General features: G+C 73.0%; 21 protein-coding genes. 11 read left to right on the top strand and 10 right to left on the bottom strand.

Annotated elements, in window-relative coordinates:
* The first annotated feature begins 41 nt into the window (after positions 1-41).
* From Asi02nite_RS16915 to arfA, 7 genes are all read left to right on the top strand, one after another.
* The gene (locus Asi02nite_RS16915; protein ID WP_203713988.1) at positions 42-1,529 is read left to right on the top strand and encodes a glycoside hydrolase family 36 protein; all 1,488 of its coding nucleotides are present in this window, start codon (positions 42-44) and stop codon (positions 1,527-1,529) included.
* A gap of 51 nt (positions 1,530-1,580) precedes the next feature.
* A complete protein-coding gene (locus tag Asi02nite_RS16910) occupies positions 1,581-2,750 on the top strand; it encodes an ROK family transcriptional regulator (RefSeq protein ID WP_203713987.1) in 1,170 nt (389 codons plus the stop codon).
* Positions 2,747-3,487, top strand: a complete 741-nt coding sequence (locus tag Asi02nite_RS16905; protein ID WP_203713986.1) for an LLM class flavin-dependent oxidoreductase — start codon at positions 2,747-2,749, stop codon at positions 3,485-3,487. Before Asi02nite_RS16910 ends, Asi02nite_RS16905 begins: the two co-directional genes overlap by 4 nt.
* A 314-nt stretch (positions 3,488-3,801) precedes the next feature.
* Positions 3,802-5,127 (top strand): extracellular solute-binding protein, encoded by a 1,326-nt coding sequence (locus tag Asi02nite_RS16900; protein ID WP_203713985.1) that lies wholly within the window; start codon positions 3,802-3,804, stop codon positions 5,125-5,127.
* A 23-nt stretch (positions 5,128-5,150) separates the two neighbouring features.
* Positions 5,151-6,104 carry a carbohydrate ABC transporter permease gene (locus Asi02nite_RS16895; protein ID WP_239126765.1) on the top strand — a complete coding sequence of 318 codons (954 nt, stop codon included), beginning with the start codon at positions 5,151-5,153 and terminating at the stop codon, positions 6,102-6,104.
* A gap of 2 nt (positions 6,105-6,106) precedes the next feature.
* Entirely contained in the window at positions 6,107-6,958 is an 852-nt protein-coding gene (locus Asi02nite_RS16890; protein ID WP_239126764.1) for a carbohydrate ABC transporter permease, read from the top strand.
* A 6-nt stretch (positions 6,959-6,964) separates the two neighbouring features.
* The gene (arfA, locus tag Asi02nite_RS16885) at positions 6,965-8,461 is read left to right on the top strand and encodes an arabinosylfuranosidase ArfA (protein ID WP_203713984.1); all 1,497 of its coding nucleotides are present in this window, start codon (positions 6,965-6,967) and stop codon (positions 8,459-8,461) included.
* Between the two features lie 185 nt (positions 8,462-8,646).
* Here the strand turns inward: arfA and Asi02nite_RS16880 are convergent, their stop codons facing one another.
* The 4 genes from Asi02nite_RS16880 to Asi02nite_RS16865 all read right to left on the bottom strand — a co-directional run bounded on the left by Asi02nite_RS16880 (position 8,647) and on the right by Asi02nite_RS16865 (position 12,554).
* On the bottom strand, positions 8,647-9,657 hold the full coding sequence (locus Asi02nite_RS16880) for a LysR family transcriptional regulator (RefSeq protein WP_203713983.1): 1,011 nt from the start codon (positions 9,655-9,657) through the stop codon (positions 8,647-8,649).
* Between the two features lie 81 nt (positions 9,658-9,738).
* The gene (locus Asi02nite_RS16875) at positions 9,739-10,746 is read right to left on the bottom strand and encodes a LacI family DNA-binding transcriptional regulator (RefSeq protein ID WP_239126763.1); all 1,008 of its coding nucleotides are present in this window, start codon (positions 10,744-10,746) and stop codon (positions 9,739-9,741) included.
* Positions 10,747-10,776: 30 nt separating this feature from the next.
* On the bottom strand, positions 10,777-11,580 hold the full coding sequence (locus Asi02nite_RS16870) for an SDR family NAD(P)-dependent oxidoreductase (protein WP_203713982.1): 804 nt from the start codon (positions 11,578-11,580) through the stop codon (positions 10,777-10,779).
* A gap of 11 nt (positions 11,581-11,591) precedes the next feature.
* The gene (locus Asi02nite_RS16865) at positions 11,592-12,554 is read right to left on the bottom strand and encodes an SDR family NAD(P)-dependent oxidoreductase (RefSeq protein ID WP_203713981.1); all 963 of its coding nucleotides are present in this window, start codon (positions 12,552-12,554) and stop codon (positions 11,592-11,594) included.
* Positions 12,555-12,663: 109 nt separating this feature from the next.
* Here Asi02nite_RS16865 and Asi02nite_RS16860 point away from each other — a divergent pair, with 109 nt between their 5' ends.
* On the top strand, positions 12,664-13,245 hold the full coding sequence (locus Asi02nite_RS16860) for a TetR/AcrR family transcriptional regulator (protein WP_203713979.1): 582 nt from the start codon (positions 12,664-12,666) through the stop codon (positions 13,243-13,245).
* On the opposite strand, the gene Asi02nite_RS16855 is transcribed toward Asi02nite_RS16860, so the two are convergent.
* Positions 13,242-13,877 (bottom strand): response regulator, encoded by a 636-nt coding sequence (locus Asi02nite_RS16855; RefSeq protein ID WP_203713977.1) that lies wholly within the window; start codon positions 13,875-13,877, stop codon positions 13,242-13,244. The two genes, Asi02nite_RS16860 and Asi02nite_RS16855, sit on opposite strands and share 4 nt — an antisense overlap.
* Positions 13,878-13,986: 109 nt before the next feature.
* On the opposite strand from Asi02nite_RS16855, the gene Asi02nite_RS16850 reads away from it, so the two are divergent.
* Positions 13,987-14,952, top strand: coding sequence for an Acg family FMN-binding oxidoreductase (locus Asi02nite_RS16850; RefSeq protein ID WP_203713976.1), 966 nt, complete (start codon positions 13,987-13,989; stop codon positions 14,950-14,952).
* On the opposite strand, the gene Asi02nite_RS16845 is transcribed toward Asi02nite_RS16850, so the two are convergent.
* Both Asi02nite_RS16845 and Asi02nite_RS16840 read right to left on the bottom strand, forming a co-directional pair.
* Positions 14,933-16,633 carry a GAF domain-containing sensor histidine kinase gene (locus tag Asi02nite_RS16845; protein ID WP_203713974.1) on the bottom strand — a complete coding sequence of 567 codons (1,701 nt, stop codon included), beginning with the start codon at positions 16,631-16,633 and terminating at the stop codon, positions 14,933-14,935. The genes Asi02nite_RS16850 and Asi02nite_RS16845 overlap by 20 nt on opposite strands.
* Positions 16,634-16,667: 34 nt before the next feature.
* Positions 16,668-17,648 (bottom strand): Acg family FMN-binding oxidoreductase, encoded by a 981-nt coding sequence (locus tag Asi02nite_RS16840; protein WP_203713972.1) that lies wholly within the window; start codon positions 17,646-17,648, stop codon positions 16,668-16,670.
* A gap of 137 nt (positions 17,649-17,785) precedes the next feature.
* Between Asi02nite_RS16840 and Asi02nite_RS16835 the strand changes: the two genes are divergently transcribed.
* Entirely contained in the window at positions 17,786-18,598 is an 813-nt protein-coding gene (locus tag Asi02nite_RS16835; protein WP_203713971.1) for a universal stress protein, read from the top strand.
* Here the strand turns inward: Asi02nite_RS16835 and Asi02nite_RS16830 are convergent.
* On the bottom strand, positions 18,591-19,151 hold the full coding sequence (locus Asi02nite_RS16830) for a hypothetical protein (RefSeq protein ID WP_203713969.1): 561 nt from the start codon (positions 19,149-19,151) through the stop codon (positions 18,591-18,593). The genes Asi02nite_RS16835 and Asi02nite_RS16830 overlap by 8 nt on opposite strands.
* A 219-nt stretch (positions 19,152-19,370) precedes the next feature.
* Here Asi02nite_RS16830 and Asi02nite_RS16825 point away from each other — a divergent pair, with 219 nt between their 5' ends.
* Positions 19,371-20,456, top strand: coding sequence for a DUF808 domain-containing protein (locus Asi02nite_RS16825; protein ID WP_203713967.1), 1,086 nt, complete (start codon positions 19,371-19,373; stop codon positions 20,454-20,456).
* A 23-nt stretch (positions 20,457-20,479) separates the two neighbouring features.
* Here the strand turns inward: Asi02nite_RS16825 and Asi02nite_RS16820 are convergent, their stop codons facing one another.
* Both Asi02nite_RS16820 and Asi02nite_RS16815 read right to left on the bottom strand, forming a co-directional pair.
* A complete protein-coding gene (locus Asi02nite_RS16820) occupies positions 20,480-21,055 on the bottom strand; it encodes a dihydrofolate reductase family protein (protein WP_203713965.1) in 576 nt (191 codons plus the stop codon).
* Between the two features lie 83 nt (positions 21,056-21,138).
* Positions 21,139-22,791, bottom strand: coding sequence for a RecQ family ATP-dependent DNA helicase (locus Asi02nite_RS16815; protein WP_203713963.1), 1,653 nt, complete (start codon positions 22,789-22,791; stop codon positions 21,139-21,141).
* Positions 22,792-22,818 lie beyond the last annotated feature (27 nt).

Below are 22,818 nucleotides of genomic sequence, written 5' to 3'. Positions count from 1 at the left end.
CCCATCTGCCCGCCGCGCCGCCCTACCCGCCGAGGAGAACAATGGCACTGCTCATCGAGCTGTCCGGCCGTACCTTCGCACTCGAGCACGATGGCCCTGGCAGCCCGCAAGCAGCCGACGGGGGTTTGGTCCTCCCGCCGGGCCGGGTGGCGCTGCTGCACGGACTGGGCGACGCCCTGTTCTACCGGCACGGGCAGAACTCGTGGAGTCCCTGCGGCTGGCGGCGGCTGTCCGAGCCACCGCTGCGGATCGCGAACCCGCAGCGCCGGGTGACGGCCGACGACGACGCCTGGGACGAGGCGGGCCGGCACCACTCCTCGGCGGTGGCCGCGCTCGACGCCGGCGACGGCAACGTGCTGCTCCTCGGCGCCCTCGGGCTCGGCGTGCCGCGCCTGACCTCCGACCGCGACGCCCTGGCGGGCTTCTACGAGAGCGGTGCCGCGCCCTGGTTCGCCGCCTACGGGCCGGAGGACGAGGTGTTCGCCGCGTACACCCGGCAGTTGGCCGCCCGGCTCGGCAGCAGCTCACGGACGGCGGGCAACGTCTGGTGCTCCTGGTACGCGTACTACGAGACGATCACCGAGCAGCAGCTCGCCAAGGACCTCGACGACCTGCGCGGCCTGCCGTTCGACGTCGTGCAGGTCGACGACGGCTGGGAGCGGCTGGTCGGCGACTGGGAGCCCAACCAGAAGTTCCCGTCGGGGATGCGGGCGCTGGCCGACCGGATCACCGACGCCGGTATGACGCCCGGGCTGTGGCTGGCGCCGTTCATCGCCCTGCCGGACGCGCCGGTGGCGCCGGAACTGCTGCTGCGCGACGGCCGCGGCGACCGGGTGATCGCGGGCCACAACTGGGGCAGCGGCTACCACGCGCTCGACCTGTCGCGACCGGCCACACTGGACCACATCGCCGCGCTCACGCACCGGGTGGTGCACGAGTGGGGCTTCAAATATCTCAAGCTCGACTTCATCAACGCGGGGGCCGCGCCCGGCGCGCGGGTCGACGCCGCGGAGCGCGAGCAGACCTACCGCGACGCGCTCGCGCTGATCCGGCGGGTCGCCGGCGACGACGTCTACCTGCTCGGCAGCGGGGCGATCCTGCTGCCGTCGCTGGGCATCCTGGACGGGCTGCGCAGCGGGCCCGACGTCGCGCCGATGTGGCAGAACTACGCCAGCGACGACCCGTCCGACGCGATGGCCCGCAACGCCGTGGTCAACACCGTGCACCGGCTGTGGCAGCAGCCGCTGGTCGAGGTCGACCCCGACGTCATCTATTTCCGCAGCCGGCTCAACCTGCTCACCGACCAGCAGCTCGCCTGGCTGCGGGACCTGGCCGACATCTGCCGGTTCCGGGCGATCTCCGACCCGCCGAGCTGGCTGACGCCGACGGAGCTCGACGCGATGGTGGGCTACCTGACGGCGCGGCCGTCGGTCCAGCGGCTCTCCCGGTACGCGTACTCCGTCGATGGTCGCCCGGTGGACTTCACCGCCGCGATCGGTCCCACCGCCGGGGCGTACCCGATCTCCTGACCCTCGGCTATTTTGTAAAGGTCAAAGCGTATTAGGAAAAAGGGACACAGTGTGACAGAGCTGGCGACCACCGGAACGGACCTGTCGCGGCTGCGCGAGCTCAACTCGTTGAGCATCGTGCGCGCGCTCCGCGACCACCCGCCGTCCACCGTCACCGAGCTGTCGCAGCGCACCGGGCTGTCCCGGCCGGCCGTCGACGTCATCGCGCAGGGGCTCGTCACCGACGGTTGGGCGAGCGTGCTGGAGCCCGGTGCGAGCAGCGCGGTCGGCCGGCCCGCACGCCGCTACCAGTTCCGCTCCGGCGCCGGGCACGTGCTCGGCGTCGACGTGGGCGTCCACAAGATCCTGGCGCTGCTCGCCGACCTCGACGGCAACATCGTGCATTCGGTACGCCGGTCCGTCGCCGCGGACGCCGGCCCCGCCAAGCGGCTCGCCGAGCTCGACAAGGTGATCAACGCCTGTGTGTCCGACGCGGGCAAGGACTTCACGGACATCTGGGCCGTGACGGTCGCGGTCACGGGCGCCGTCGACGCGGCCGGGCAGACCAGCTTCTTCACCCCGCTGCCCGGCTGGAAGAGCGTCGACCTGCCCGCCCACCTGGCCGGCCGGTTCACCTGCCCGATCCTGGTGGAGAACGACTGCAAGCTCGCCGCGCTGGCCGAACGCTGGAAGGGCGCCGCCACCGACGCCGACGACATCGTCTACCTGCTCGGCGGCATGCGGAACGGCGCGGGCCTGATCATCGACGGCGTCCTGCGCCGCGGCTTCGGCGGCGCGGCCGGCGAGATCGGCGCCCTCAAGCAGGTCCGCTGGCTCGACGCACCCGAGCACCTGCAGAGGTGCCCGGGCGTCCCGGCCAGCGTCAGCCCGGACGACGCGGCGGCCTGGGTGTTCAACGCGGCGCGCGAGGGCGACCGGGCGGCGCGCACGGCCGTCCGCCGCTACGTCAAGGACCTCGCCGTCGGCGCCGCCGCCCTCGTCCTCACCCTCGACCCGCAGGTCGTGGTCTTCGGCGGCGGCTTCTCCCGCTCGGCCGACCTGGTGCTCGACCCCCTGCGCCGCGAGCTCGAGCGGCTGTGCCTGCGGATGCCGGAGGTCCGGGCGTCGACGCTGGGCGCCGACTCGGTGGCGCTCGGCGCGCTGAAGCTGTCGCTCAACGAGGTCGACGCCCGCCTGTTCAGCGCGGGCCTGTCGGCGCCGGTCGCACCGCGCCGCGCATGAGGTACGCGCTCGGCCTCCCGACCGTCGGCATCTTCGGCGAGATCGGTCCCCTGGTCGACCTGGCGGTCAGCGCGGAGTCGCACGGCTGGGACGGGATCCAGCTCTGGGACCACCTGCTCTTCGACGAGCCCGGCTGGCCGGTCACGAGCTCCACGGTCGCGGCGGCGGCGATCGCGGCCCGGACCTCGCGGGTCCAGCTCATCCTCACCGTGGTGCTGCCGCGCCGTCAGGTGCAGGACGTGGCCCGCGACACGGCGGCGCTCTCGGCGCTCTCGGGCGGGCGGCTGACGGTGCTGGCGACGATCGGGTCGCTCGACGAGGAGTACGCCGCCTTCGGGCTGGACCCTTCCCTGCGGGCGCGGGGGCGGGCGCTCGACGCGGGCCTCTCGACGCTGACGGGGCTCTGGTCGTCGTGGGGCGTGCCGCGGATGCCGATCTGGTGCGGTGGGCGCTGGCCCCGCCGGGCGGGCCTGCGTCGGGCGGCCCGCTTCGACGGCGCGGCACCGCTGTTCGACGCGGCGCGCACGGTCGAGGACGTCGCGGAGGCGGGCCGCTTCCTGCGCGGGCTCGGCGGCGACCACCTGGACCTGACGATCGAAGGAGCGTCGTCGACGGCGGCCGAGGTCACCCCGTACGCGGCGGCGGGCGCCACCTGGTGGGTGGAGGCGCTCGGCTGGTGGCGCGGCGACCTGGCCGCGGCGGCCGCGCGGATCGCGCAGGGACCACCGCGCGCCTGACCGACTTATCAGTCGGGGTGATTTCTGCTTTGCGTTTCGGTCCTTGCCCACGGAGAGCCACGCGGCGTCCGCCGGCCGCCTGCCGAGCGGGCCCCGTCGCGCCCACCGACCACGCCGCGCCTACGCAAACCTGACGCGAACGTGTCACCCGGGCGACGCCGAGCCCTGCGGATCTTTCTCGATTCGTGCCCGGCCTTTCTGAGTTTGCGAAAGCCAACCTGTGGACGCGCCCTCCACACGACGGCGAGGCTCAGTCAACGCGCCGACGCGGAAAGGGTTGAAACGATATGGCGAACGATCCCGATCGGCGGAACATGGCAGTGAGTCGCCGGCGGCTGTTGGGGGTGGCGGCCGCGGCCGTGGGGCTGGGCGCGAGCGGTGCGCTCGGGGCGTGCTCGTCCGTTGTCGGTGGGCTCGGGGCCGAGCGGGACACCGGCACCCTGGACTTCTGGAATCTGTTCGGTGGCGGCGACGGCGTACGCATGCAGCAGATGCTCGACGGCTACCGGAGCGCGCACCCCGAGGTCGAGCTCGCCGCCGTCACCCTCGCCTGGGGCAATCCCTACTACACCAAGCTGTCCCTGGCCACCGTCGGTGACCGGCCGCCCGAGGTGGCGATCTCGCACCTGACCCGGATGAAGAACCTCGTCCGCGCCGACCTGCTCGAGGAGCTGCTCCCCGACGACCTGGCCCGGCACGGGATGTCGCCCGACAAGTTCAACCGGCGCGCGTGGGAGGCCGGGCTCGTCGACGGCAAGGCGTACGCGATCCCGATCGACACCCACCCGTTCGTGATGTTCTACAACACCGAGATCTGCCAGCAGGCCGGCCTGCTCGACGCGGACGGCAAGCTCAAGCCGTTCGAGGGTGAGGCGGGTTTCGTCGACGCCATGCGGCGGGCGAAGGAGGTGACCGGCACGTTCGGCGGCGCGGTCGCGTTCACCTCGGAGACCGCGACGCCGTGGCGGATGTTCCAGTCCTTCTACGCGCAGCTCGGCGGGAAGATGCTGGCGGAGGACGGCACGAAGGTCGTCATCGACGACGCGAAGGCCGCCCGGGCGCTGGAGTTCATGCAGGGCCTCACGCGGGACGGCCTGTTTCCCAACCCGATCGACTACCAGGGCTCGATCGCGATGTTCGCCAACGGTGAGATCGGCTTCTTCTTCCAGGGCGAGTGGGAGATCACGACGTTCCAGACCGCCAAGCTGCCGTTCAGCATGACGTTGTTCCCCAACGTCTTCGGCGGCGGCTCGTACGCGGTCCAGGCCGACTCGCACACGTTCGTGCTCCCCAAGCAGCCGCACCGCGACCAGGCGCGGCTGGACCGCTCGCTGACGTTCGTGCGGTCCATGTTGGACCAGAGCAGGACGTGGACGGAGGGCGGCCACGTCCCGCTCTGGTTGCCGTTCGCGGAGAGCCCCGAGTTCGCCCGGATGAGCCCGCAGTCCGAGTACGCCTCGGCCGCGGACTCCGCCGCCTACGACGAGGACGGCTGGTACTCGGGATCCGGCTCGAACTTCGAGATCATCACCGGCTCGGCCATCGGCGACGTGCTGGCCGGCGCCGCGACACCGCAGCAGGCCATCGCCCAGATGCGCGGCAACCTCGAGCAGCTCGCAGGCACCGCGTCACCGCTGTAGACCGCGCGTCCCGGGAGGCACCCGTGTCAACGCAGACATCCGCACAGACCGACACCGACGCGCACCGCGGCATCGCACCGACCGCCCCGCGGGCGAGCGCCGGGACGCTGGGCCACGGCCGGCCGGCCGCCGGCTTCCTGGCCCCGTTCGTCGTCCTCTATCTCCTGTTCATCATCGGGCCGGCGGTGTACGGGCTCATCCTCAGCTTCACGAACGCCAGCCTCGTCAAGCCGGGCCTCAACGGTTTCGCTGGGCTCGGCAACTACGGCGAGGCGTTGGGCAGCGCCGCCTTCTGGTCGTCGCTGTGGCACACGCTCTGGTTCACGATCCTGACCACGCCGCCGCTGGTCATCCTCGGCTTCCTGCTGGCCCTGCTGGCCAACCGGGTCGCCCGTGGACGGTGGTTCTTCCGGCTGGCGTTCTTCGCGCCGTACATCCTGCCGTCCGCGGTCGTGGCCCTGATCTGGATGTGGCTCTACACGCCGGCGCTGGGGCTGCTCGACACCGCGCTCGCCAAGGTGGGCATGACGCCGCCGAGTTGGCTCGGCGACGCGGCCTGGGCGATGCCCTCACTGGCCATCACGACCGTGTGGTGGACGCTCGGCTTCAACTTCGTGCTCTACCTGGCGGGCCTGCAGGAGATCCCGCGCGACCTCTACGAGGCGGCCGCGATGGACGGCGCCGGGCCGTGGCAGCAGATCCGCAGCATCACCATCCCGATGCTGGGCCGCACGACCACGCTCGTCGCGGTGCTGCAGGTGATCGCGTCGTTGAAGGTCTTCGACCAGATGTACCTGATGACCGCCGGCGGACCGAACTTCGCGACCCGCTCGATCCTGCAACTCGTCTACGACGAAGGCTTCACCAACTTCCGTGTCGGCTACGCCGCGGCAGTGTCGATGCTGTTCTTCCTCGTGGTCCTCGCGGTGTCGGCCGTGTGGTTCACCCTGGTCCGCCGGCAGGAGAAGGTGGTTTAGCCATGACCAGCACTGGTGTGACCATGGAACGGATCCAGAGCCGGGAGAGGCTGTTCAACCGCATCTGCGCCGGCGTGCTCATCGCGTTCGCGCTGCTCTGGCTGCTCCCGTTGCTGTGGGCGGTCGACACGGCGCTCAAGCCCAACGAGGAGACCACGCGAACGACCTGGCTCATCGACAACCCGACGGTCGACGCGTTCACGCGTACGTTCCGCGACACCGACATGTGGAGCTGGTACGGCGCCTCGTTCATCATCTCCAGCCTGACGGCGCTGGGCGTGGTGGTCGTGGCCAGCATGGCGGCGTTCGCCATCAGCCGGATGCGGTTCCGCCACAAGAACCTGGTGTTCTGGGGCATCCTGGCCGGCATCATGATCCCGGGCCAGGTGCTGATCGTGCCGTGGTTCCGCGAGTTCGACGCGGTGAACCTGCTCAACACGTACTGGGCCGTGATCCTGCCCCAACTCCCGGCCGCGATCGCGGTGTTCATCTTCAAGCAGTTCTTCGACGGCCTCCCCCGCGACCTCGAGGAAGCGGCCAGAATGGACGGTGCGAGCTTCTTCCGGGTCTACCGGCGGATCGTGCTGCCGCTGGCCCGCCCCGCGGTGGCGGCCGTCGCCATCTTCACCTTCGTCACGACGTGGAACGACCTGTTGTGGCCGCTGCTGGTGCTGAGCAACCCCGACCTGATGACGGTGCCCGTCGGGCTCGCCACGGTGCAGGGCGCCTTCGGCATCCGGTACGCGGACACGATGGCGTCGGCCATCCTCGGCGCGATCCCCCTCGTGGCCGTCTTCCTGCTGTTCCAACGCCAGATCGTCCAGGGCATCGCCGGCTCCGGCCTGAAGGGTTGATTCTCCGTGCACTTCGCTTCGCTCACCATCGATCCCGCGTTCCGTGTCGGCGAGGTCGACCCGCGGCTCTACGGCAGCTTCGTCGAGCACCTCGGCCGGTGCGTCTACGAGGGAATCTACGAGCCCGGCCACCCGACCGCCGATCCGCGCGGCTTCCGTGGCGACGTCGCGTCGTTGACCCGCGAGCTCGGTGTCCCGATCGTGCGGTACCCGGGCGGCAACTTCGTCTCCGGCTACCACTGGGAGGACGGCATCGGGCCCGTCGAAGAGCGGCCGACCCGGATCGACCTGGCCTGGCGCACGATCGAGCCCAACCACGTCGGCGTCGACGAGTTCCAGCGCTGGGCGGGCTCGGTCGGCGCGGAGACGATGATGGCGGTCAACCTCGGCACCCGGGGCATCGACGCCGCCCGGTCCATCGTGGAGTACTGCAACCACCCGTCGGGCACCTACTGGTCCGACCTGCGGCGGGCGAACGGCGCCGCCGACCCGTACGACATCAAGGTCTGGTGTCTGGGCAACGAGATGGACGGCCCGTGGCAGATCGGGCACAAGACGGCAGTGGAGTACGGCCGCCTCGCGGCCGAGACGGGCAAGGCGATGCGCCTGGTGGACCCGTCCATCGAGCTGGTGGCCTGCGGGAGCTCCAACCGCGCGATGCCGACGTTCGGCTCGTGGGAGGCGACCGTGCTGGGGTCCTGCTACGACGTGGTCGACTACGTCTCGCTGCACGCGTACTACCAGGAGCGCGACGGCGACCGCGGCAGCTTCCTCGCGTCGGCGGTCGACATGGACGCCTTCATCGAGGCGGTGATCGCGACGGCCGACCACGTCCGCGCGGTGGGCCGCCACCGGAAACGGATCAACCTGTCGTTCGACGAGTGGAACGTCTGGTACCAGACCCGCTTCGCGGGTGAGAAGAACCTGTCCATCGAACGGACGCCGCGCCTGATCGAGGACGTCTACTCGGTGACCGACGCGGTGGTGGTCGGCAACCTGCTGATCAGCCTGCTCCGCCACGCGGACCGCGTCCGGATCGGCTGCCAGGCCCAACTGGTCAACGTGATCGGCCTGATCATGACGGAGCCGGGCGGCCCGGCGTGGCGGCAGAGCAGCTACCACCCGTTCGCGCTGACCTCACGCCACGGCCGCGGCACGGTCCTGCGCCTGGAACCGACCGGCCCGTCCTACGACACCGCGGTCCACGGCCGGGTCCCGGTCCTGGACGCGGTCGCCGTCCTGACCGAGGAGGACGGGGTGGTGCTGTTCGCGGTCAACCGGGACCAGTCGCAGGAGCTCACGCTCGACGTCGACGCCCGCTCGCTGCCGGCGCTGACGGCCGCGGACCACGTGGCGCTCTTCGACGAGGACCCGGACGCGGTCAACGACGCGACCGACCCGGACCGCGTGGTCCCTCGCCCGCTGGACCCCCCGAAGCTGGACGGCGGCCGGCTGCAGGCGGTCCTCCCGCCGCTGTCGTGGAACATGATCCGACTGACCTGACCCCCGACCCGGTTTCTCGGTGGCTTTGCTCTGCTTCCAGATACGCACCGCAGGTCAGGGCGGGTGGTGCGTGGATGGAAGCAGAGCAGAGGGCGGGCGGCGGTGGGTGTGCGGGCTGATCGGTGGATTCGGGTTAACCGGCCAAATCGCCGCGGGCCAGCCGGCCAGATGGGCGCCGGCTCCGGCTAGCTGGCCAGATCGACGCGGGGTGCGCGGGGGTCGCGCCAGCCTTCCGCGCGTGATAGTTCGCGGGCCAGGGCGACGAACAACCGGACCTCGCGGGTCGGGCGTTCCGCGCGCCACAGGATCGACCACGGGTAGCGCGGGACCGCCGGGGCCAGTGGGCGCCAGCGGGCCGGGGCCGCCAGGTCCGCGGTCGAGGCCGGGGCGCAGGTGACGCAGCCGCCGCCGGCCACCAGGTCGACGGCGGCCCGGAGGTGTTGGACCGTGTGCGGGTGCGGCGCCGGGACGAAGCCCGCCGCGCGGCAGATCTCGGTGACGAACTCCGCCAGCTCCGGCGCCCGCGTCTCGTCGGGGAGCAGGAACGTCTCGCCGGCCAGCGCCGCGAGCGGGACAACCGGGAGGCGGGCCAGCCGGTGGTCGGGTGGGAGCAGCACCCCGAGGGGGTCCAGGCGGAACAGGTCCGAGGCGATCCGCGCCGGGATCGCGCAGCCCCGGCCGATGCCCGCGTCGAGGCGGCCGTCGGCGAGCATGCGGCACTGCTCGGGGACGCCCGCCTGCACCTGGTGGAGCTCCACCTCGGGGTGGCGGGCGCGGAACGCGCGCAGCACCGGGCGGACCGCTTCGTAGCCCTCGTCCAGCAGGCCCATGCGCAGCGCCGGTGGGGTCGACGTCAGGCGCTGGGCCAGGCCCGCCGCCCGGTCCACGTGCTCCAGGATCTGGCGGGCCTCGAGCAGGAAGCGGGCACCCGCCGGGGTCAGCTCGATGTGGCGGGTCGTGCGATTGACCAACAGCACGCCGAGCGTGCGCTCCAGGCGCTGCACCTGCTGGCTCAGCGCCGACTGCACGATGTGCTCGCGGGCCGCCGCCCGCCCGAAGTGGAGCTCCTCCGCCAGCGAGACGAAGTAGCGCAGCTGCCGCAGCTCGATGCGGGCCGCGGCCACGGCGTCGGGGACGCCGTCGGATCGGTTCACCAGGCGGCGGGGGAAGGCGGGGGATGCGCCCAACTCGGCCATGTCGGCGCGCCTCTCTGGATATGAACTTGAATGTTAGCGCTAACATTTGTCGACCGGTCGATGAATGTCAAGCGTCCGACCTCAGCGGGTGGAGCTCTGCCGGACCACCAACTCGGCCGGGACGACCGCGCGCCGCTCGAGCGGGCGGCCGGCCGTCACCTGCTCCAGCAGCAACTCGATGCTGCGCCGGCCGACGGTCGTGAAGTCCTGCCGGACCGTCGTCAGGGGCGGGGTGAAATAGGCGGCTTCGGGCACATCGTCGAAGCCGGCGACGAGCACGTCACCGGGTACGCGTACGCCCGCCTCGTGGAACGCCCGCAGCAACCCGAGCGCCATCTGGTCGTTGGCGACGAACACGGCCTCCACATCGGACCGTGCCGCGAGCCGCCGCCCCGCCGCGTAGCCCGACGACGGGCTCCAGGTGCCCCGCAGCGGCCGGTGCACCGTGGCGCCGGCCGCGCGCAACTCCGCGCGCCAGCCGAGCACCCGCCCCTCGGCCTCGATCCAGTCCCCCGGGCCGGCCACGTGCCACACCGTCGCCGCGCCACGGTCGAGCAGGTGCCGGGTCACCCGGCGCGCGCCCGACTCCTGGTCGACGCTGACCGAGCCCAGCCCGGGCACCGCGCCGCCCTCCACGACGACGGCCGGCACCTCACCGGCGAGCGCGGCGAGCACCTCGGCCGTGCCCGACAGCGGCGCGATCACGATGATCCCCTCCACCGCCTGCTTGGCCAGCCGGTCGAGCGCCGCCCGCACGGACGTGGCGGTCAGCGCGGTGAGGCTGTCGATGCTGACGACGAACCCCGCGTCGCGGGCGGCCTGCTCGATGCCGAACAGCGTGCTGGCCGGGCCGTACAACGTGCTGTTGAAGGTGATCACACCCACCGTCCCGGAGCGGCGGGTGACGAGCGCACGGGCGGCGGAGTTGGGCCGGTAGCCGAGATCCTCGATCGCCTGGCGCACCCGGGCCCGCGTCTCGGGCCGCACCAGGGGATGGTCGTTGAGCACCCGCGAGACGGTCTGGTGCGAGAGGCCGACCGCACGGGCGACATCGGCCATCGTGGCGGGCCGCCGGCCTGGTTCGGGCACGGCTCACATCGTACACATAGGACCCAAGCCCTATCTCGGGTCGACGCCGATCGGGGACAGCAGGGCCGCGGTGCGGTCCATCAGCTCCGATTGCACCGCCGGCTCCAGGGCCAGCGGGTTCGGGCGGGCCGGTTCGCTCTCGTCGAAGTAGCGGCCGTTGATCGACTCCGGGCGGCCCGCCACGCTGAGGATGTTGTCCGCGCCGCGGGACGGGGGGTCGCCCTCGATCGAGAACATGCCCGCGAGCAGGCCCGACTGGATGATGCCGGGGTGCATGCTCGCCGCCTCCGCCGTGGGGCCGTCGAGCCGGCCCGCCAGCCAGCACGTGTACGTGACGATCGCGAGCTTCGACTGGGCGTACGCCCCGACGCCCGAGTAGCCCGGCCCCGCGAGACCGAGATCCGCCAGGCGCAGCTTCGCCGACAGGTGGGTCGCGGACGCGATGTCGAGCACGCGGCCCACCCGGTCGAGCAGCGCGGTGGTCAGCACCACAGTGGACAGGTAGTTGGTCTGCAGCGTCGCCTCGATGCCGTCGGCGCTGACCTCGCGGCGCGGCGTGCCGGCCCGGCCCGCGTTGTTGACCAGCAGGTCGACCCGGTCGACGGCGGCGCGGATGCCCTCGCCGAGCCGGACGATCTGGTCCAGGTGCCCGAAGTCGGCCGTCAGGTAGGTGACCCGCCCGCCGAGGCCGTCCAGCAGGCCCGCCATCGCGGACCGCGGCTGCGGGCCGTGCAGCACCAGGTGCCCCACCCGGCCCGCGAGCCGCAGCGCCAGCACGCGCCCGATGCCGTCGGTGGCACCGGTCAGCACCACGGTGCGATCGGTCAGGTCCATCAATGATCAATCTAGCGGGACAACAGCCGGTTGGTGGCCTCCCACAGGCGCTCGGCCAGATCCGGGTCGACCGCGTAAGCCGCGACGCCCCCACTGCGGACGCCCGCCGGGTCCGCCAGGACGGGCACCTCGTTGGCGTCCTCGAAGTAGCGCCCGGTGACGCCCTCGACGAGCGGCGACGCGGCGAGCAGCACCGTCGTGGCCGCGCCCTGGGCCGGGGTCTTCCAGCCCGGCGGCACCTCGAACGGCACTCCGTCCGCGTCGACGGCGCCGACGAAGCGGAGTTGGGCGTCGTCGAGGTGGCGCTGCAGGTTGGTCCTGATGCCGCCGGGGTGCAGCGCGTTGACCGTGATGCCGTCGGCCGCCCAGCGCTTCGCGAGGGCCACCGTGAACAGGATCGACGCGGTCTTCGACTGGGCGTACGCGGTCCACGCCTCGTACGGCCGGCCCGTGAAGTTGAGGTCGTCGACGTCGACCGGTGCCATCAGGTGCGCCGACGAGCTGACCGTGACCACCCGGGCCCCGCCGGCCGCGGCCAGCGCGGGGTGCAGCCCGAGGGTGAGCGCGGCGGTGCCGAGGTGGTTGACGGCCAGTTGCTCCTCCCAGCCGTCGGCCGTGCGCCGCAGGTCGGGGATCGCCATCACGCCGGCGTTGTTGACGAGGACGTCCAGCGGCCCGGTCCAACCCTTGACCAGGGCGTCGATGCTGCCCCGGTCGGCCAGGTCGAGGTGGGCGACGTGGACCCGGTCGTGGCCCGCCGCACGCGACACGGCGGCGGCGGCGCGCTCCCCCGCCGCTGTGTCGCGTGCGGTCAGCGTGACCTCCGCACCGGCTGTGGCCAGGGCGAGCGCGGTCTCCAGGCCGATGCCGGAGGTGGCGCCGGTCACCAGGACGCGCTTGCCGGTCAGGTCGACACCGGCGATGACCTCGGCGGCGGTGCTCCGCGCGCCGAACGGGGTGGTGAGACGGGACATCGAAAGCCTCCGCGTACGAAATTTGAATCCAACTGGTTGGTTGGATATCGACGCTACGTCGGCCAGCCCCCGATCGTCAAACCAGGCGGTTGGTTTTATCCTGGACGCCATGGCGGCCTACGACTCGGCGGCGACCCGCGCCCGGCTCCTCGACGCCGCCTACGCCGAGTTCGTCGAGCGCGGCCTCGCCGGCGCCCGGGTCGACCGCATCGCCGCCGCCGCGGCGGCCAACAAACAGGCCATCTACGCCTACTTCGGCTCGAAGGACGCGCTCTTCGACGCCGTCCTCGCCGGCCGGCTGACGGTGCTTGCCGACCTGGTCCCGTTCCGGCCGGCCGACCTCCCGGCCTACGCGGGCGCCCTGTTCGACCAGTTCACCGAGGACCCGTGGCTGCTGCGGCTGGTCCAGTGGAAGACGCTCGAGCGCCCGGAGGCCTCCGAGCAGGAGCTGGCGGCCCACCTCGACAAGGCCGGCGACATCGCGCGCGTGCACGGCACGACGGTGGAGCTCGCGATGGACGCGCTGATGATCGCGCTGGCGGCCGCCCAGGCGTGGCACCACACCGCCCCGCAGGTCCGCAATCCCACGGGCGACGACGACGCCGCCCGCCGCACCCGCCACCGGGCTGCCGTCGTCGCCGCGGTCGCCGCCGCCACGGACGCGCTCCTCCCGGCCGCTCCGACCGTCTAGGACCTGCCGAGCAGCCGGGTGGCCAGCACCGCGGCCTGCGTACGCCGCTCCAGGCCGAGCTTGGCCAGCAGGCTGGACACGTAGTTCTTGACCGTCTTCTCGGCCAGGAACATCTCCGCCGCGATCTCGCGGTTGGTGCGCCCCTGCGCGATGTGCTCCAGGATCCGCCGTTCCTGGTCGGTGAGGCCCTTCAGCTCCTCGGGCTGCTCGACCCCGCTGCGGATGCGGTCCAGCACGCGCTGGGTGACGGCCGGGTCCAACATGGACTGCCCGGCCGCCACCCGCCGCACCGCGTCCACGAGGTCGGTGCCGCGCACCTGCTTGAGCACGTAGCCCGAGGCGCCGGCCATGATGGCGGCGAACAGCGCCTCGTCGTCCTCGTACGAGGTGAGCACGAGCCCTTTGACGGCCGGGTCGACGGCCCGCACGTCCCGGCAGACGTCGATGCCACTGCCGTCCGGCAGCCGGGCGTCGAGGATCATCACGTCGGGCCGCAGCGCCGGGATGCGGGCGCCGGCCTCCCGGGCGAGCCCGGACTCGCCGACGACCTCGATGTCGCCCTGGCTCTCCAGCAGGTCGGTCAGGCCGCGCCGGACCACCTCGTGGTCGTCGAGCAGGTACACACGGATCACGACGCCCATTCTCCACTTCGGCCGGCCGCCCGACCTACCGCCGGAGGACCCGGGACCTCGGGACCTCTGCCCCTGCGCACGGCGCCCGGCGCGGCACACGATGAGGGGCATGGGGCAGAGAACCATCATCGGGTACGCGCGGGGCGACCTGACCGCGGCCGCCGAGCTGGCCGTGCGGGCGCCGTCGCTGCACAACAGCCAGCCGTGGCGGTTCAGGCTCGACGGCGGCGCGATCGAGGTGCTGCTGGATCGCGCGCGGCTCCCCGACATCCCGGCGCGGGAGTGGGCCGGTCGGGTCAGCTGCGGCGCCGCCGTCCTCAACCTGCGGCTGGCCCTGGCGGTGCTCGGCAAGCCGGCCGTGGTCCTCGTCCAGCCCCGTTCCCGGGACCGGGACGTGGTCGCCCGGCTCGTGCCCAGCACCCCGCGGCCCGCGGCCGGCGCCGAGGAGGCCCTGTTCGTCGCGATCCCCCGCCGCCACAGCAACCGCATGCCGTTCAGCACCGAACCCGTCCCGGCCGACCTGCGCGCCCGGCTGCGCGCCGCGGCCGCCGCGGAGGGTGCCTGGCTCGACCTGATCATCGGCAGCAGCGCGGTCGACGCGCTCGCCGAGGTGGTCAACGCGGCGAACCGGGTGCTGCGCCGCGACCACGCGTACGCGGCGGAACTCGCCCGGTGGGGGCGCACCGAGGTCACCGGGGACGGCGTCACCGCTCGCGCCGCCGGGTACGCCCCCGAGCCGCAGGACCTGCTGCCGCTGCGCGCGTTCGGCGGGCGCCCACGGCCGCTCGGCCGAGGCTATGAGCCCGAACCGCTCGTCGCGGTGCTCGGCTGCCCCGACGACCGCGACGCCGACCGGGTGAACGCCGGCCAGGCACTCCAGCGGGTGCTGCTCACCGCCACGGACGCCGGCCTCGCCACCTCGATGTTCTCGCAGCCCATCGAGGTGCCCACCGCGCGCGAGCGGCTGCGGGCGGCGCTGGGCAGCCAGGGCCTGCCCCAGATGGTGCTGCGCGTCGGCTACGGGCAGCCGGGCCACCCCAGCGCGCGCCACCCGGTCAGCGCGGTGGTCGAGTAGGCGCCGACCAGCGCAGCAGCGTCCCGCCCGGCGCGGCGACGGAGACCGACAGCGTGCCGCCACGCCGTTCGGCCCGCGCGCGCAGATTGGCCAGTCCGCTGCGCCGGGTGGTCTCCCCCAGTCCCCGGCCGTCGTCGCGGACCTCCAGGGTGACCTCGTCGGACGCGACCGCCAGCGACACGTCGACGGACCGCGCGCCGGCGTGCCGGGCGACGTTGGTCAGCGCCTCGCCCAGCACCGCCTCCAGGTCGTCGACGAGGTCCGGCGGCACCTCGCTCTCGACGACGCCGGCGAACCGCACGCCGGGCTCGAACCCGAGCGCCGGCCCGACCCGCGACGCGACGTCGAGCAGCCGGGCGCGGACGCCGGTCGCCACCCCGCCGGGCGGCCGCTGGAGCTGGAAGATCGTGGTCCGGATCTGGCTGATGGTGGTGTCGAGGTCGTCGATGACCCGGACGACCCGGTCGGCCGGCTCGCCGGGCCCGAGCCGCGCCGCGAGGCCCTGCAGCGACAGCCCGGCCGCGAACAGCCGCTGGATGACGTGGTCGTGCAGGTCGGCGGCGATCCGCTCGCGCTCGCGGAGCATCGCGGCCCGCTGCTGCTCGGCGCGCGCCTCGGCCAGCTCGATCGCCAGCGCGGCCTGGTTGGCGAAGCTCGCCGCCATCTCCACGTCGTCGGCGGTGAACAGGGGACGGCCTGGCGCGCGGACCGTCCACAGGACACCGTGGACCTGTCCCGAACCGAGCAACGGCACGGCGAGCACCGGCCCGAGGTCAGGCACCTCCACAGGGGACGACGCGCCGGGATCGGCCAACCGCAGCGGCTGCCCGGTCGCCAGCACCCGCGCGGACAGACTGTCCCGCGCGGGGACCCGGGTGCCCGCCAGCCGCTCGGCGGACAGCCCGACCGCCACGTCGACGCGCAACTCGGTGTCGTCGTCCGGGTCGGGCAGGATGACGGTCACGAGGTCGGCGTCCGCGACCTCCTTCGTGCGCTCGGCGATCTGCCGCAACGGATAGCTGGGCGAGCCCTCGACGGCCAGCACCTGGCGCGTGATGGCGGCGGAGGCCTGCAGCCACTCGCCGCGCGAGCGCGCCGACGCGTACAGGTTGGCGTTGTCGATGGCCACCGCCGCCGTCGCCGCCAGCGCCTTGACCAGCTCCTCGTCCTCGGCGCGGAACGCACCGGACGCGCTCTCGGCGAGGTAGAGGTTGCCGAACACCTCGTCCCGGATGCGGATCGGCACGCCCAGGAAGCTGTCCATCGGCGGATGTCCCGACGGGAAACCGGTCGACCGCGGGTCGTCGGTGATGTGCCGCAGCCGGATCGGCCGTGGATCCTCGATCAGGGCGCCCAGCAGACCCTTGCCCTCCGGGAGATGGCCGATCACCTCGACCGCGTCCGGCGGCATTCCACTGTGGATGAACTCGGCGAGCCCGCCGCGGGGCGACACCACCCCGAGCGCGGCGTAGCGCGCGCCGACCAGCTCGCGGGCGGCCTCCACGATGCGCCGGAGCACGGCCGGCAGGGCCAGGTCGCCGATGATGAGCTGGTTGGCCCGCAACAGCCCGCGCAGCCTGCCCTGGGTGTCCATGACCTCCTGGGCGCGGGCCACCAACTGCGCCAGCAGCTCGTCGAGCTCGAGCCGCGGCGCGTCCGGAAAGGTCAACGGTTCAGGCATCCCGCTCGGCTCCTTCGACCACTCACGAAGGAGTTTAGGTCCTGTCCACGTCCACGGTGCGCTCCGCCGGCAGGCGCGGCGTGGCCGGCGGGCCACCGGCGCCCATGATGCCCAGGCGCAACACGAGGTACGGGAAGCCGATGCCGGACAGCAGCCCGCGCAGGATCCCGCGGGTCGCGGGCACCTCGACGGCACCGCTGAGCGGCACCACGGATACGCCCTCCCCCACCGCGGTGAGCCAGACGGCGGCCAGCGCCTCACCCGCGCGCAGCCAGGCGGTCGGCTCGTCGTCGTCGCCGTAGAGCACCGCGTACCGCGCCTGCCTGTCGTGCCCGGGGCCGATCGGCAACGTCCCGGGCGACCCGTAGTCGCGGGCCGGGACGGTCGTCTCGGGCGGTCGCGCCGGCAGCACGTCGGGCGGCAGCCCGGTGCCGGCGGGCGCGGACCGGCTGGTCCAGTACGCCAGCTCGGCGCGGACCAGTGGATCCTCCGCCGCGATCTCGCCCGCCCGGCACGCGGCGGCGGCCAGCTCGACGACCTGGTCGGCGGTGAGCCAGTGCAGCCGGGCCAGCCCGTCGGCGGCCGCCGTCAGCGTCGCCTCGACGGCCGGCGGGACGGGCTCGTCGGAAACCGGCCGGCGGTCCGTGTGCCGGACCCGCATCGCCCACACCATCCGTACCGCGTCCGGGGTCATCTCGACCGGCTCGTCGGCGACCAGGTCCGCCAGCAGGTCGGGCCGCGCCGGGTCGGGCAGGTGCCGCACGCGCGCGCTCCAGCCGTGTGCCAGGAGCGCGAGCCGGGCGTGGTGGAGCGCGGCGCCACAGCTGAGGGTCATGAGGCGGGCGTCCGGATCCGTGGCGGCGAGCTGCCGGTCGCGCACGGCGAACAGCTCCAACCTCTCCGGCCCCACCCGCCAGGACCAGGGCTGGGTGTTGTGGATCGACGGCGCGTACCCGGCGGCGTTGGCGGCCTCCGCGAGCGCGGTGGCGACGGGACTCGCGATCTGCTGCGACATCGGGACGGTCCTCTCGTCGTACGGGCGCCGGTTCTGAGCCAACTCCGTCACCCGCGGGCCGGGCAGGGCCGACCGGCACCCGGCCATCGGGCCGGATGGCCCTGCCCGGCGGGTCGCGGCGTGCCAGGCTGGAGGTGATGGACAACCGGGAGATCGTCGTGGGTACGGACGGCTCCGGATGTGCGACCACCGCCGTCAGGTGGGCCGCCGCGGAGGCGGCGCTGCGTGACGTGCCGCTGCGGGTGCTCTTCGCGCACGAGGGCGAGCCACCGGGCGACGTCCTCGACGCGGCCAGCGAGGCGGCCCGCGGCGTCGAGAGCGACCTCGACGTCCGCGCCGTCGCGGTGGCCGGCCCGCCCGTACCGGCCCTGCTGGAGGTGGCCGAGGACGCCGCGCTGGTCGTCGTCGGCGGCCACGGTCACGGCGGTGTCCGCAGCCTCGTGCTGGGCTCGGTGAGCCGGCAGGTGGCGACCCGCGCCGCCGGTTCGGTCGCCGTCGTCCGCGGCGGCGATCCCAGCGGGCCGGTGATCGTCGGCTGCGACGGCTCGGATCCGAGCCGGCTCGCGGTGGAGCTCGGCTTCCAGCTCGCGGCCTCGCACGACGCGCGGCTGCTCGCGGTGCGGGCCTACTACCCGCCCTCGCCGTCGCTCGGCTTCGGCTACCAGCCGCTGCTCTACGCCATGGACGACCAGGACCCGTCCATGGTCGCGGACCTCGTCGGCGACCTCGAGCCGTGGCACAGCCGGTATCCCCAGGTGCCCGTCCGGCACGCCGTCGTGCACGGCGGTGCCGCCGGCGCCCTGGTCGCGCGGTCCCGCTCGGCGCTCGCCATCGTGATCGGCAGCCGCGGCCACGGTGCGGTCGCCGAGACGCTGCGGGGAGCGGTGTGTCCGCAACTGCTGCACAGGGCGCAGTGCCCGGTCGTGGTCACGCACGGCACCGCTACCTGAGCCAGGGCAGGCGCCGCACGATCGGCAGCCGCTCCCACCGCGCGCCGAGGCCGAGGGTGCGGCCCGCGCCGACCAGGGCCAGACCCACCATCACGGCCGCGCTGATCAGGTGCTCGTCGAGGAAGGGGTTGGTCGCCGGCGGGAGCGCCACCGACCACATCAGCACGTAGAGCAGGGCGCCCGCGGCGGCCGCGACGCGCATGCCGACGCCGAGGGCGAAGGCGAGGCCGATCCCGAGCAGGCCGAGCATGAACGCCCAGTCGGCGAAGCCGGTGCCGGCGAGCCGGTGGTGCAGGCCGGCGAACGGGCCCTCCGCTCCACTGAGGAACCCGTTGGTCGGGCTGCCGCCGTTGAGCCAGGAGCGCGCGCCGGGGGTGGCGAAGCCGAGGCCGAAGAGCTTGTCCAGGAACGCCCACAGGAAGGTGAAGGCGAAGGCCAGGCGCACGCCCGCCCACACGTACCGGGCCGCCCTTCCCGCCGTCGTCTCGAAGCCGACCGACGGGGTGGTCGTCCGCGCGGTGTTCCGCTCGGCCATCGCGGTCATGGTGTCCACGTCCTCTCGTGTCCTCGGGTGGCCCGGCGCCCGGGCACACCTCGATTCCACGCCTGTCACGGCGGCCACAGCAGTGCCGGTGGACCACAGCCGCCCGGGACCGCGGTCACGGACTCGGCAGGACCTTCGTCCCCGCCCGGCGGGGGCTGCCGTGCGTGTTTTGCGCTGGCGGGCGAGAATAGGCGCTCACCCGCACGTGTCGATGGCGAAGGAGCTTTGGTGAGCGCTGGACTCGCAGCACTGTTGGACGATGTGGCGGTCCTGGCGCGTGCGGCGGCCGCGTCCATCGACGACGTCGGCCTGGCGGCTGCCAAGGCCGGCTCGAAGGCCGCCGGGGTGGTCATCGACGACGCCGCGGTCACCCCGCAGTACGTGCGCGGCCTGGCGGCGGAGCGCGAGCTGCCCATCGTCAAGCGCATCGCGATCGGCTCGCTGCGCAACAAGTTCCTGATCATCCTGCCGGTGATCCTCGTCCTCAGCCAGTTCCTGCCGTGGCTGCTGACCCCGCTGCTCATGCTCGGTGGCGCCTACCTCTGCTACGAGGGCGCCGAGAAGGTCTGGGCCAAGATCGCGCACCACGACACCCACGGCGCGGGCGAGGAGCGGCAGCCCGACGAGAAGACGCTGGTCTCCGGAGCGATCCGGACCGACCTCATCCTGTCGGCGGAGATCATGGTGATCTCGCTGAACGAGGTCGCCGACGAGTCGTTCGTCGCCCGCCTGACGATCCTCGTGATCGTCGCGATCGCCATGACCGTGCTGGTGTACGGGGCGGTCGGACTGATCGTGAAGATGGACGACGTCGGCCTGCGCCTGGCCGAGCGCCAGGGCGAGGCGATCGCCCGGTTCGGCCGGGGCCTGGTGCGGGCGATGCCCCGGGTGCTGGCGGTGCTCACGGTGGTCGGCACGGCGGCGATGCTCTGGGTGGGCGGCCACATCCTGCTGGTCGGCGCGGACGAGCTGGGCCTGCACGCGGTCTACGAGTTCGTGCACCACCTGGAGGAAGGCGCCCACGACGCCACGGGCCCCCTCGGCGGGGTGGTCGGCTGGCTGGTCAACACCCTCGCGAGCGCGATCATCGGCCTGGTCGTCGGCGCGTTGATCGTGGTGGTCATGACGCTGACCTTCCACCGGGCCAAGAAGCCGGACCACCCGGCGCCGACCACGGACGACGCGAAGCCGGTTGACCGCATCGCGCCGGCCGGCGACGAGCCGACGCCGGCGGACCACATCGCGCCGGCCCCGGACGGGCCGAGGCCGGCGGACGCGGCCGGCACCCGCGCCGGGAAGGACGCCGAGGAGTAACGGCCCGCACCCGGGCCCGAGGGTCAGCCGTGCAGGGTGGGGCGGTAGGTCAGCTCCTGGATGTGGTCGTCGAGCGTACGGCTCTCGATCAGCTCCAGGTCGAAGTCCTCCGCACCCGCGAAGACCGCGTTCGTCCCGTTCCGGCCCGTGATCACCGGGAAGATCGTCACCTGGACGCGGTCGACCAGGCCGGCCGCCATCAGCGCCCGGTTCATCGACAGGCTGCCGTGCGAGCGCAGCGGGACGTCGGACTCCTCCTTGAGCCGCGCGACGACCTCGACGGCGTCGCCGCTCGCCAGGGTCGCGTCGGGCCAGTCGAGCGGGTCCCGCAGCGTGCGCGAGACCACCGTCGCCGGGAGGTGGCGCATCCGGGTGACCCACGGGTCGCCGAAGGTCTCCTCGGTGTTCGCGGCCAGGAACTCGCGGAACACCCGGTACGTGTTGGCCCCGAAGACCATCCGCTGGTCCTGGTCGTAGACGGCGAGGCGGTGCGCGAGCAGCTCCGGGCCCTGCTTGCCCCAGTAGCCACCCCAGTCGCCCTCCGCCGTGCCGTAGCCGTCGAGGCTGGAGAAGACGTCGAAGGTGTAGGTAGCGGTCACGGTGCTCTCCTCGATAGATCGGCGCGCCCTGCTGGGCCGCCCTCATCAGTACTACGAACGCCGTGGGCCCGATACGACAGACGTCAGTGTTCGACCGTCAGGATGCCGTTCTCCAGGACCGCCGGGGTGAGGTGGCGGTAGCCGACCGTGTCGAAGGCGACCGTCAGCTCGTGGTCGTCGCGGGACAGCAGCGTCCCCTCGCCCCAGACGCGGTGCCGGACCCGGGTCGCCGCCGTCTCGGGCTCGTGGTGGCGGCGGCCCACCTGCGCCTTCGACGGCTGGGCCCGCACCGCCGCGGCCGCCTCGTCGTTGTCGCACGCACCGCACGGCGGCTCGTAGTGCTCACCGAAGTAGGCGAGCAGCTCCGCGCGGCGGCAGCGGACCGTCTCCGCGTACTCGCGGGCCGCCTCGATCCGGGAGCAGAGGATCGACTGCTGGCGCCCGCCCTCCCGGTAGACGAGCGAGAACGCGTCCGGCGGCAGCTCGTCGGGCTTGACCATGCCGTCGCTGCCGTCCGGTTCCAGGAAGCCGAGCCCTTCCAGCTCCTCGACCACCCGCAACACCTGCTGCCGGCTGACCCCGCTGGTGTCCACGACGGACCTGACCGAGACCCGCCCGGGCGTCGCCTCCAGCACGTCGATCACCTTGTGCACCACCGCCGGCGACATCCGGGAGCGGGCCGCGAGCAGGCGCGGGATGCGGATCGTACGGGGGTCGTAGACCACCACCGCGCGGGCCGGCTGACCGTCGCGGCCCGCCCGGCCGATCTCCTGGTAGTACTCGTCGAGGCTGCCCGGCACGCCCGCGTGCACCACCGTGCGCACGTCGGGCTTGTCGATGCCCATGCCGAACGCGCTCGTCGCCACCACCACGTCGAGCCGGCCGGCCAGGAAGTCGTCCTGTGTCCGCGCGCGCTGCGCCGCCGGCAGGCCCGCGTGGTACGGCGCCGCCCGGTACGCGTCGAGGTTCAGCCGCTCGGCCAGCGACTCGCAGCGCGCGTGCGTCAGCGCGTACACCAATGCGGGTGTCTCGTGCGCCAGCACCACCTCCACCGCCCGGTCGTCGACCGCCCGGTCCTCCGGCAGATCGTTGCGCGTACGCCGGACCGCGAGGTGGATGTTGGGCCGGTCGAAGTCGGTGACCACGACGTTGGCGTCCCGCATCTTCAGCTCGCGGGTGATGTCGGCCTGCACCGGCGGCGCCGCGGTGGCGGTCAGCGCCAGCACCGGCGGGCTGCCCAGCGACTCGCAGACCGACGGGAGCCGCAGGTAGTCGGGCCGGAAGTCGCGGCCCCACTGGCTGATGAGGTGCGCCTCGTCGAGCGTGAACAGCGTGACGTTCGTGATCGCGTCGACCGACTCGTCGTTGGCGAACTGCTCGGGGCCGAGCATCACGAAGTCGACCTCGCCGGCGCGCAGGGCCGCCAGCGAGTCCCGCCGTTCGGCCTTGTGCTGCGCGGAGTTGAGCGTGACGACCCGGATCGGCGTGCCGTCGGGCTTCGTCCGGCGCCGCAGGTTGACCGCCTGGTCGCGCTCGAGCGCGATCAGCGGCGAGACGACCACCGTGAGCCCGCCGAGCACGAGCCCGGCCACCTGGTAGATCGCGCTCTTGCCGCTGCCGGTCGGCAGCACGGCCAGGGTGTCGCGGCCCGCCGCGATCGACGTCGCGGCCGCGCGCTGGCCGGGCCGCAGGTCGAACCCGAACACCTGGCGAGCGACGCGGTCGACTGCCTCCATCGCTTCGAGGTTACAGGCCCCGTCCGA

Source organism: Asanoa siamensis (genome assembly GCF_016862555.1).
GTDB classification, from domain to species: Bacteria; Actinomycetota; Actinomycetes; order Mycobacteriales; family Micromonosporaceae; genus Asanoa; species Asanoa siamensis.
The sequence above is the reverse complement of the archived record's forward strand: the minus strand, read 5'-3'. Positions and strand labels throughout refer to the sequence as shown.

What these genes read in the sequence shown, in the direction of transcription:
- Asi02nite_RS16815 (WP_203713963.1), bottom strand. Translation starts at nt 22,791, where the DNA reads ATGGAGGCAGTCGACCGCGTCGCTCGCCAGGTGTTCGGGTTCGACCTG.
- Asi02nite_RS16870 (WP_203713982.1), bottom strand. Translation starts at nt 11,580, where the DNA reads ATGGACCTGACCGATCGCACCGTGGTGCTGACCGGTGCCACCGACGGC.
- Asi02nite_RS16865 (WP_203713981.1), bottom strand. Translation starts at nt 12,554, where the DNA reads ATGTCCCGTCTCACCACCCCGTTCGGCGCGCGGAGCACCGCCGCCGAG.
- Asi02nite_RS16845 (WP_203713974.1), bottom strand. Translation starts at nt 16,633, where the DNA reads ATGCCTGAACCGTTGACCTTTCCGGACGCGCCGCGGCTCGAGCTCGAC.
- Asi02nite_RS16890 (WP_239126764.1), top strand. Translation starts at nt 6,107, where the DNA reads ATGACCAGCACTGGTGTGACCATGGAACGGATCCAGAGCCGGGAGAGG.
- Asi02nite_RS16840 (WP_203713972.1), bottom strand. Translation starts at nt 17,648, where the DNA reads ATGTCGCAGCAGATCGCGAGTCCCGTCGCCACCGCGCTCGCGGAGGCC.
- Asi02nite_RS16860 (WP_203713979.1), top strand. Translation starts at nt 12,664, where the DNA reads ATGGCGGCCTACGACTCGGCGGCGACCCGCGCCCGGCTCCTCGACGCC.
- Asi02nite_RS16880 (WP_203713983.1), bottom strand. Translation starts at nt 9,657, where the DNA reads ATGGCCGAGTTGGGCGCATCCCCCGCCTTCCCCCGCCGCCTGGTGAAC.
- Asi02nite_RS16835 (WP_203713971.1), top strand. Translation starts at nt 17,786, where the DNA reads ATGGACAACCGGGAGATCGTCGTGGGTACGGACGGCTCCGGATGTGCG.
- Asi02nite_RS16905 (WP_203713986.1), top strand. Translation starts at nt 2,747, where the DNA reads ATGAGGTACGCGCTCGGCCTCCCGACCGTCGGCATCTTCGGCGAGATC.
- Asi02nite_RS16900 (WP_203713985.1), top strand. Translation starts at nt 3,802, where the DNA reads ATGGCAGTGAGTCGCCGGCGGCTGTTGGGGGTGGCGGCCGCGGCCGTG.
- Asi02nite_RS16915 (WP_203713988.1), top strand. Translation starts at nt 42, where the DNA reads ATGGCACTGCTCATCGAGCTGTCCGGCCGTACCTTCGCACTCGAGCAC.
- Asi02nite_RS16850 (WP_203713976.1), top strand. Translation starts at nt 13,987, where the DNA reads ATGGGGCAGAGAACCATCATCGGGTACGCGCGGGGCGACCTGACCGCG.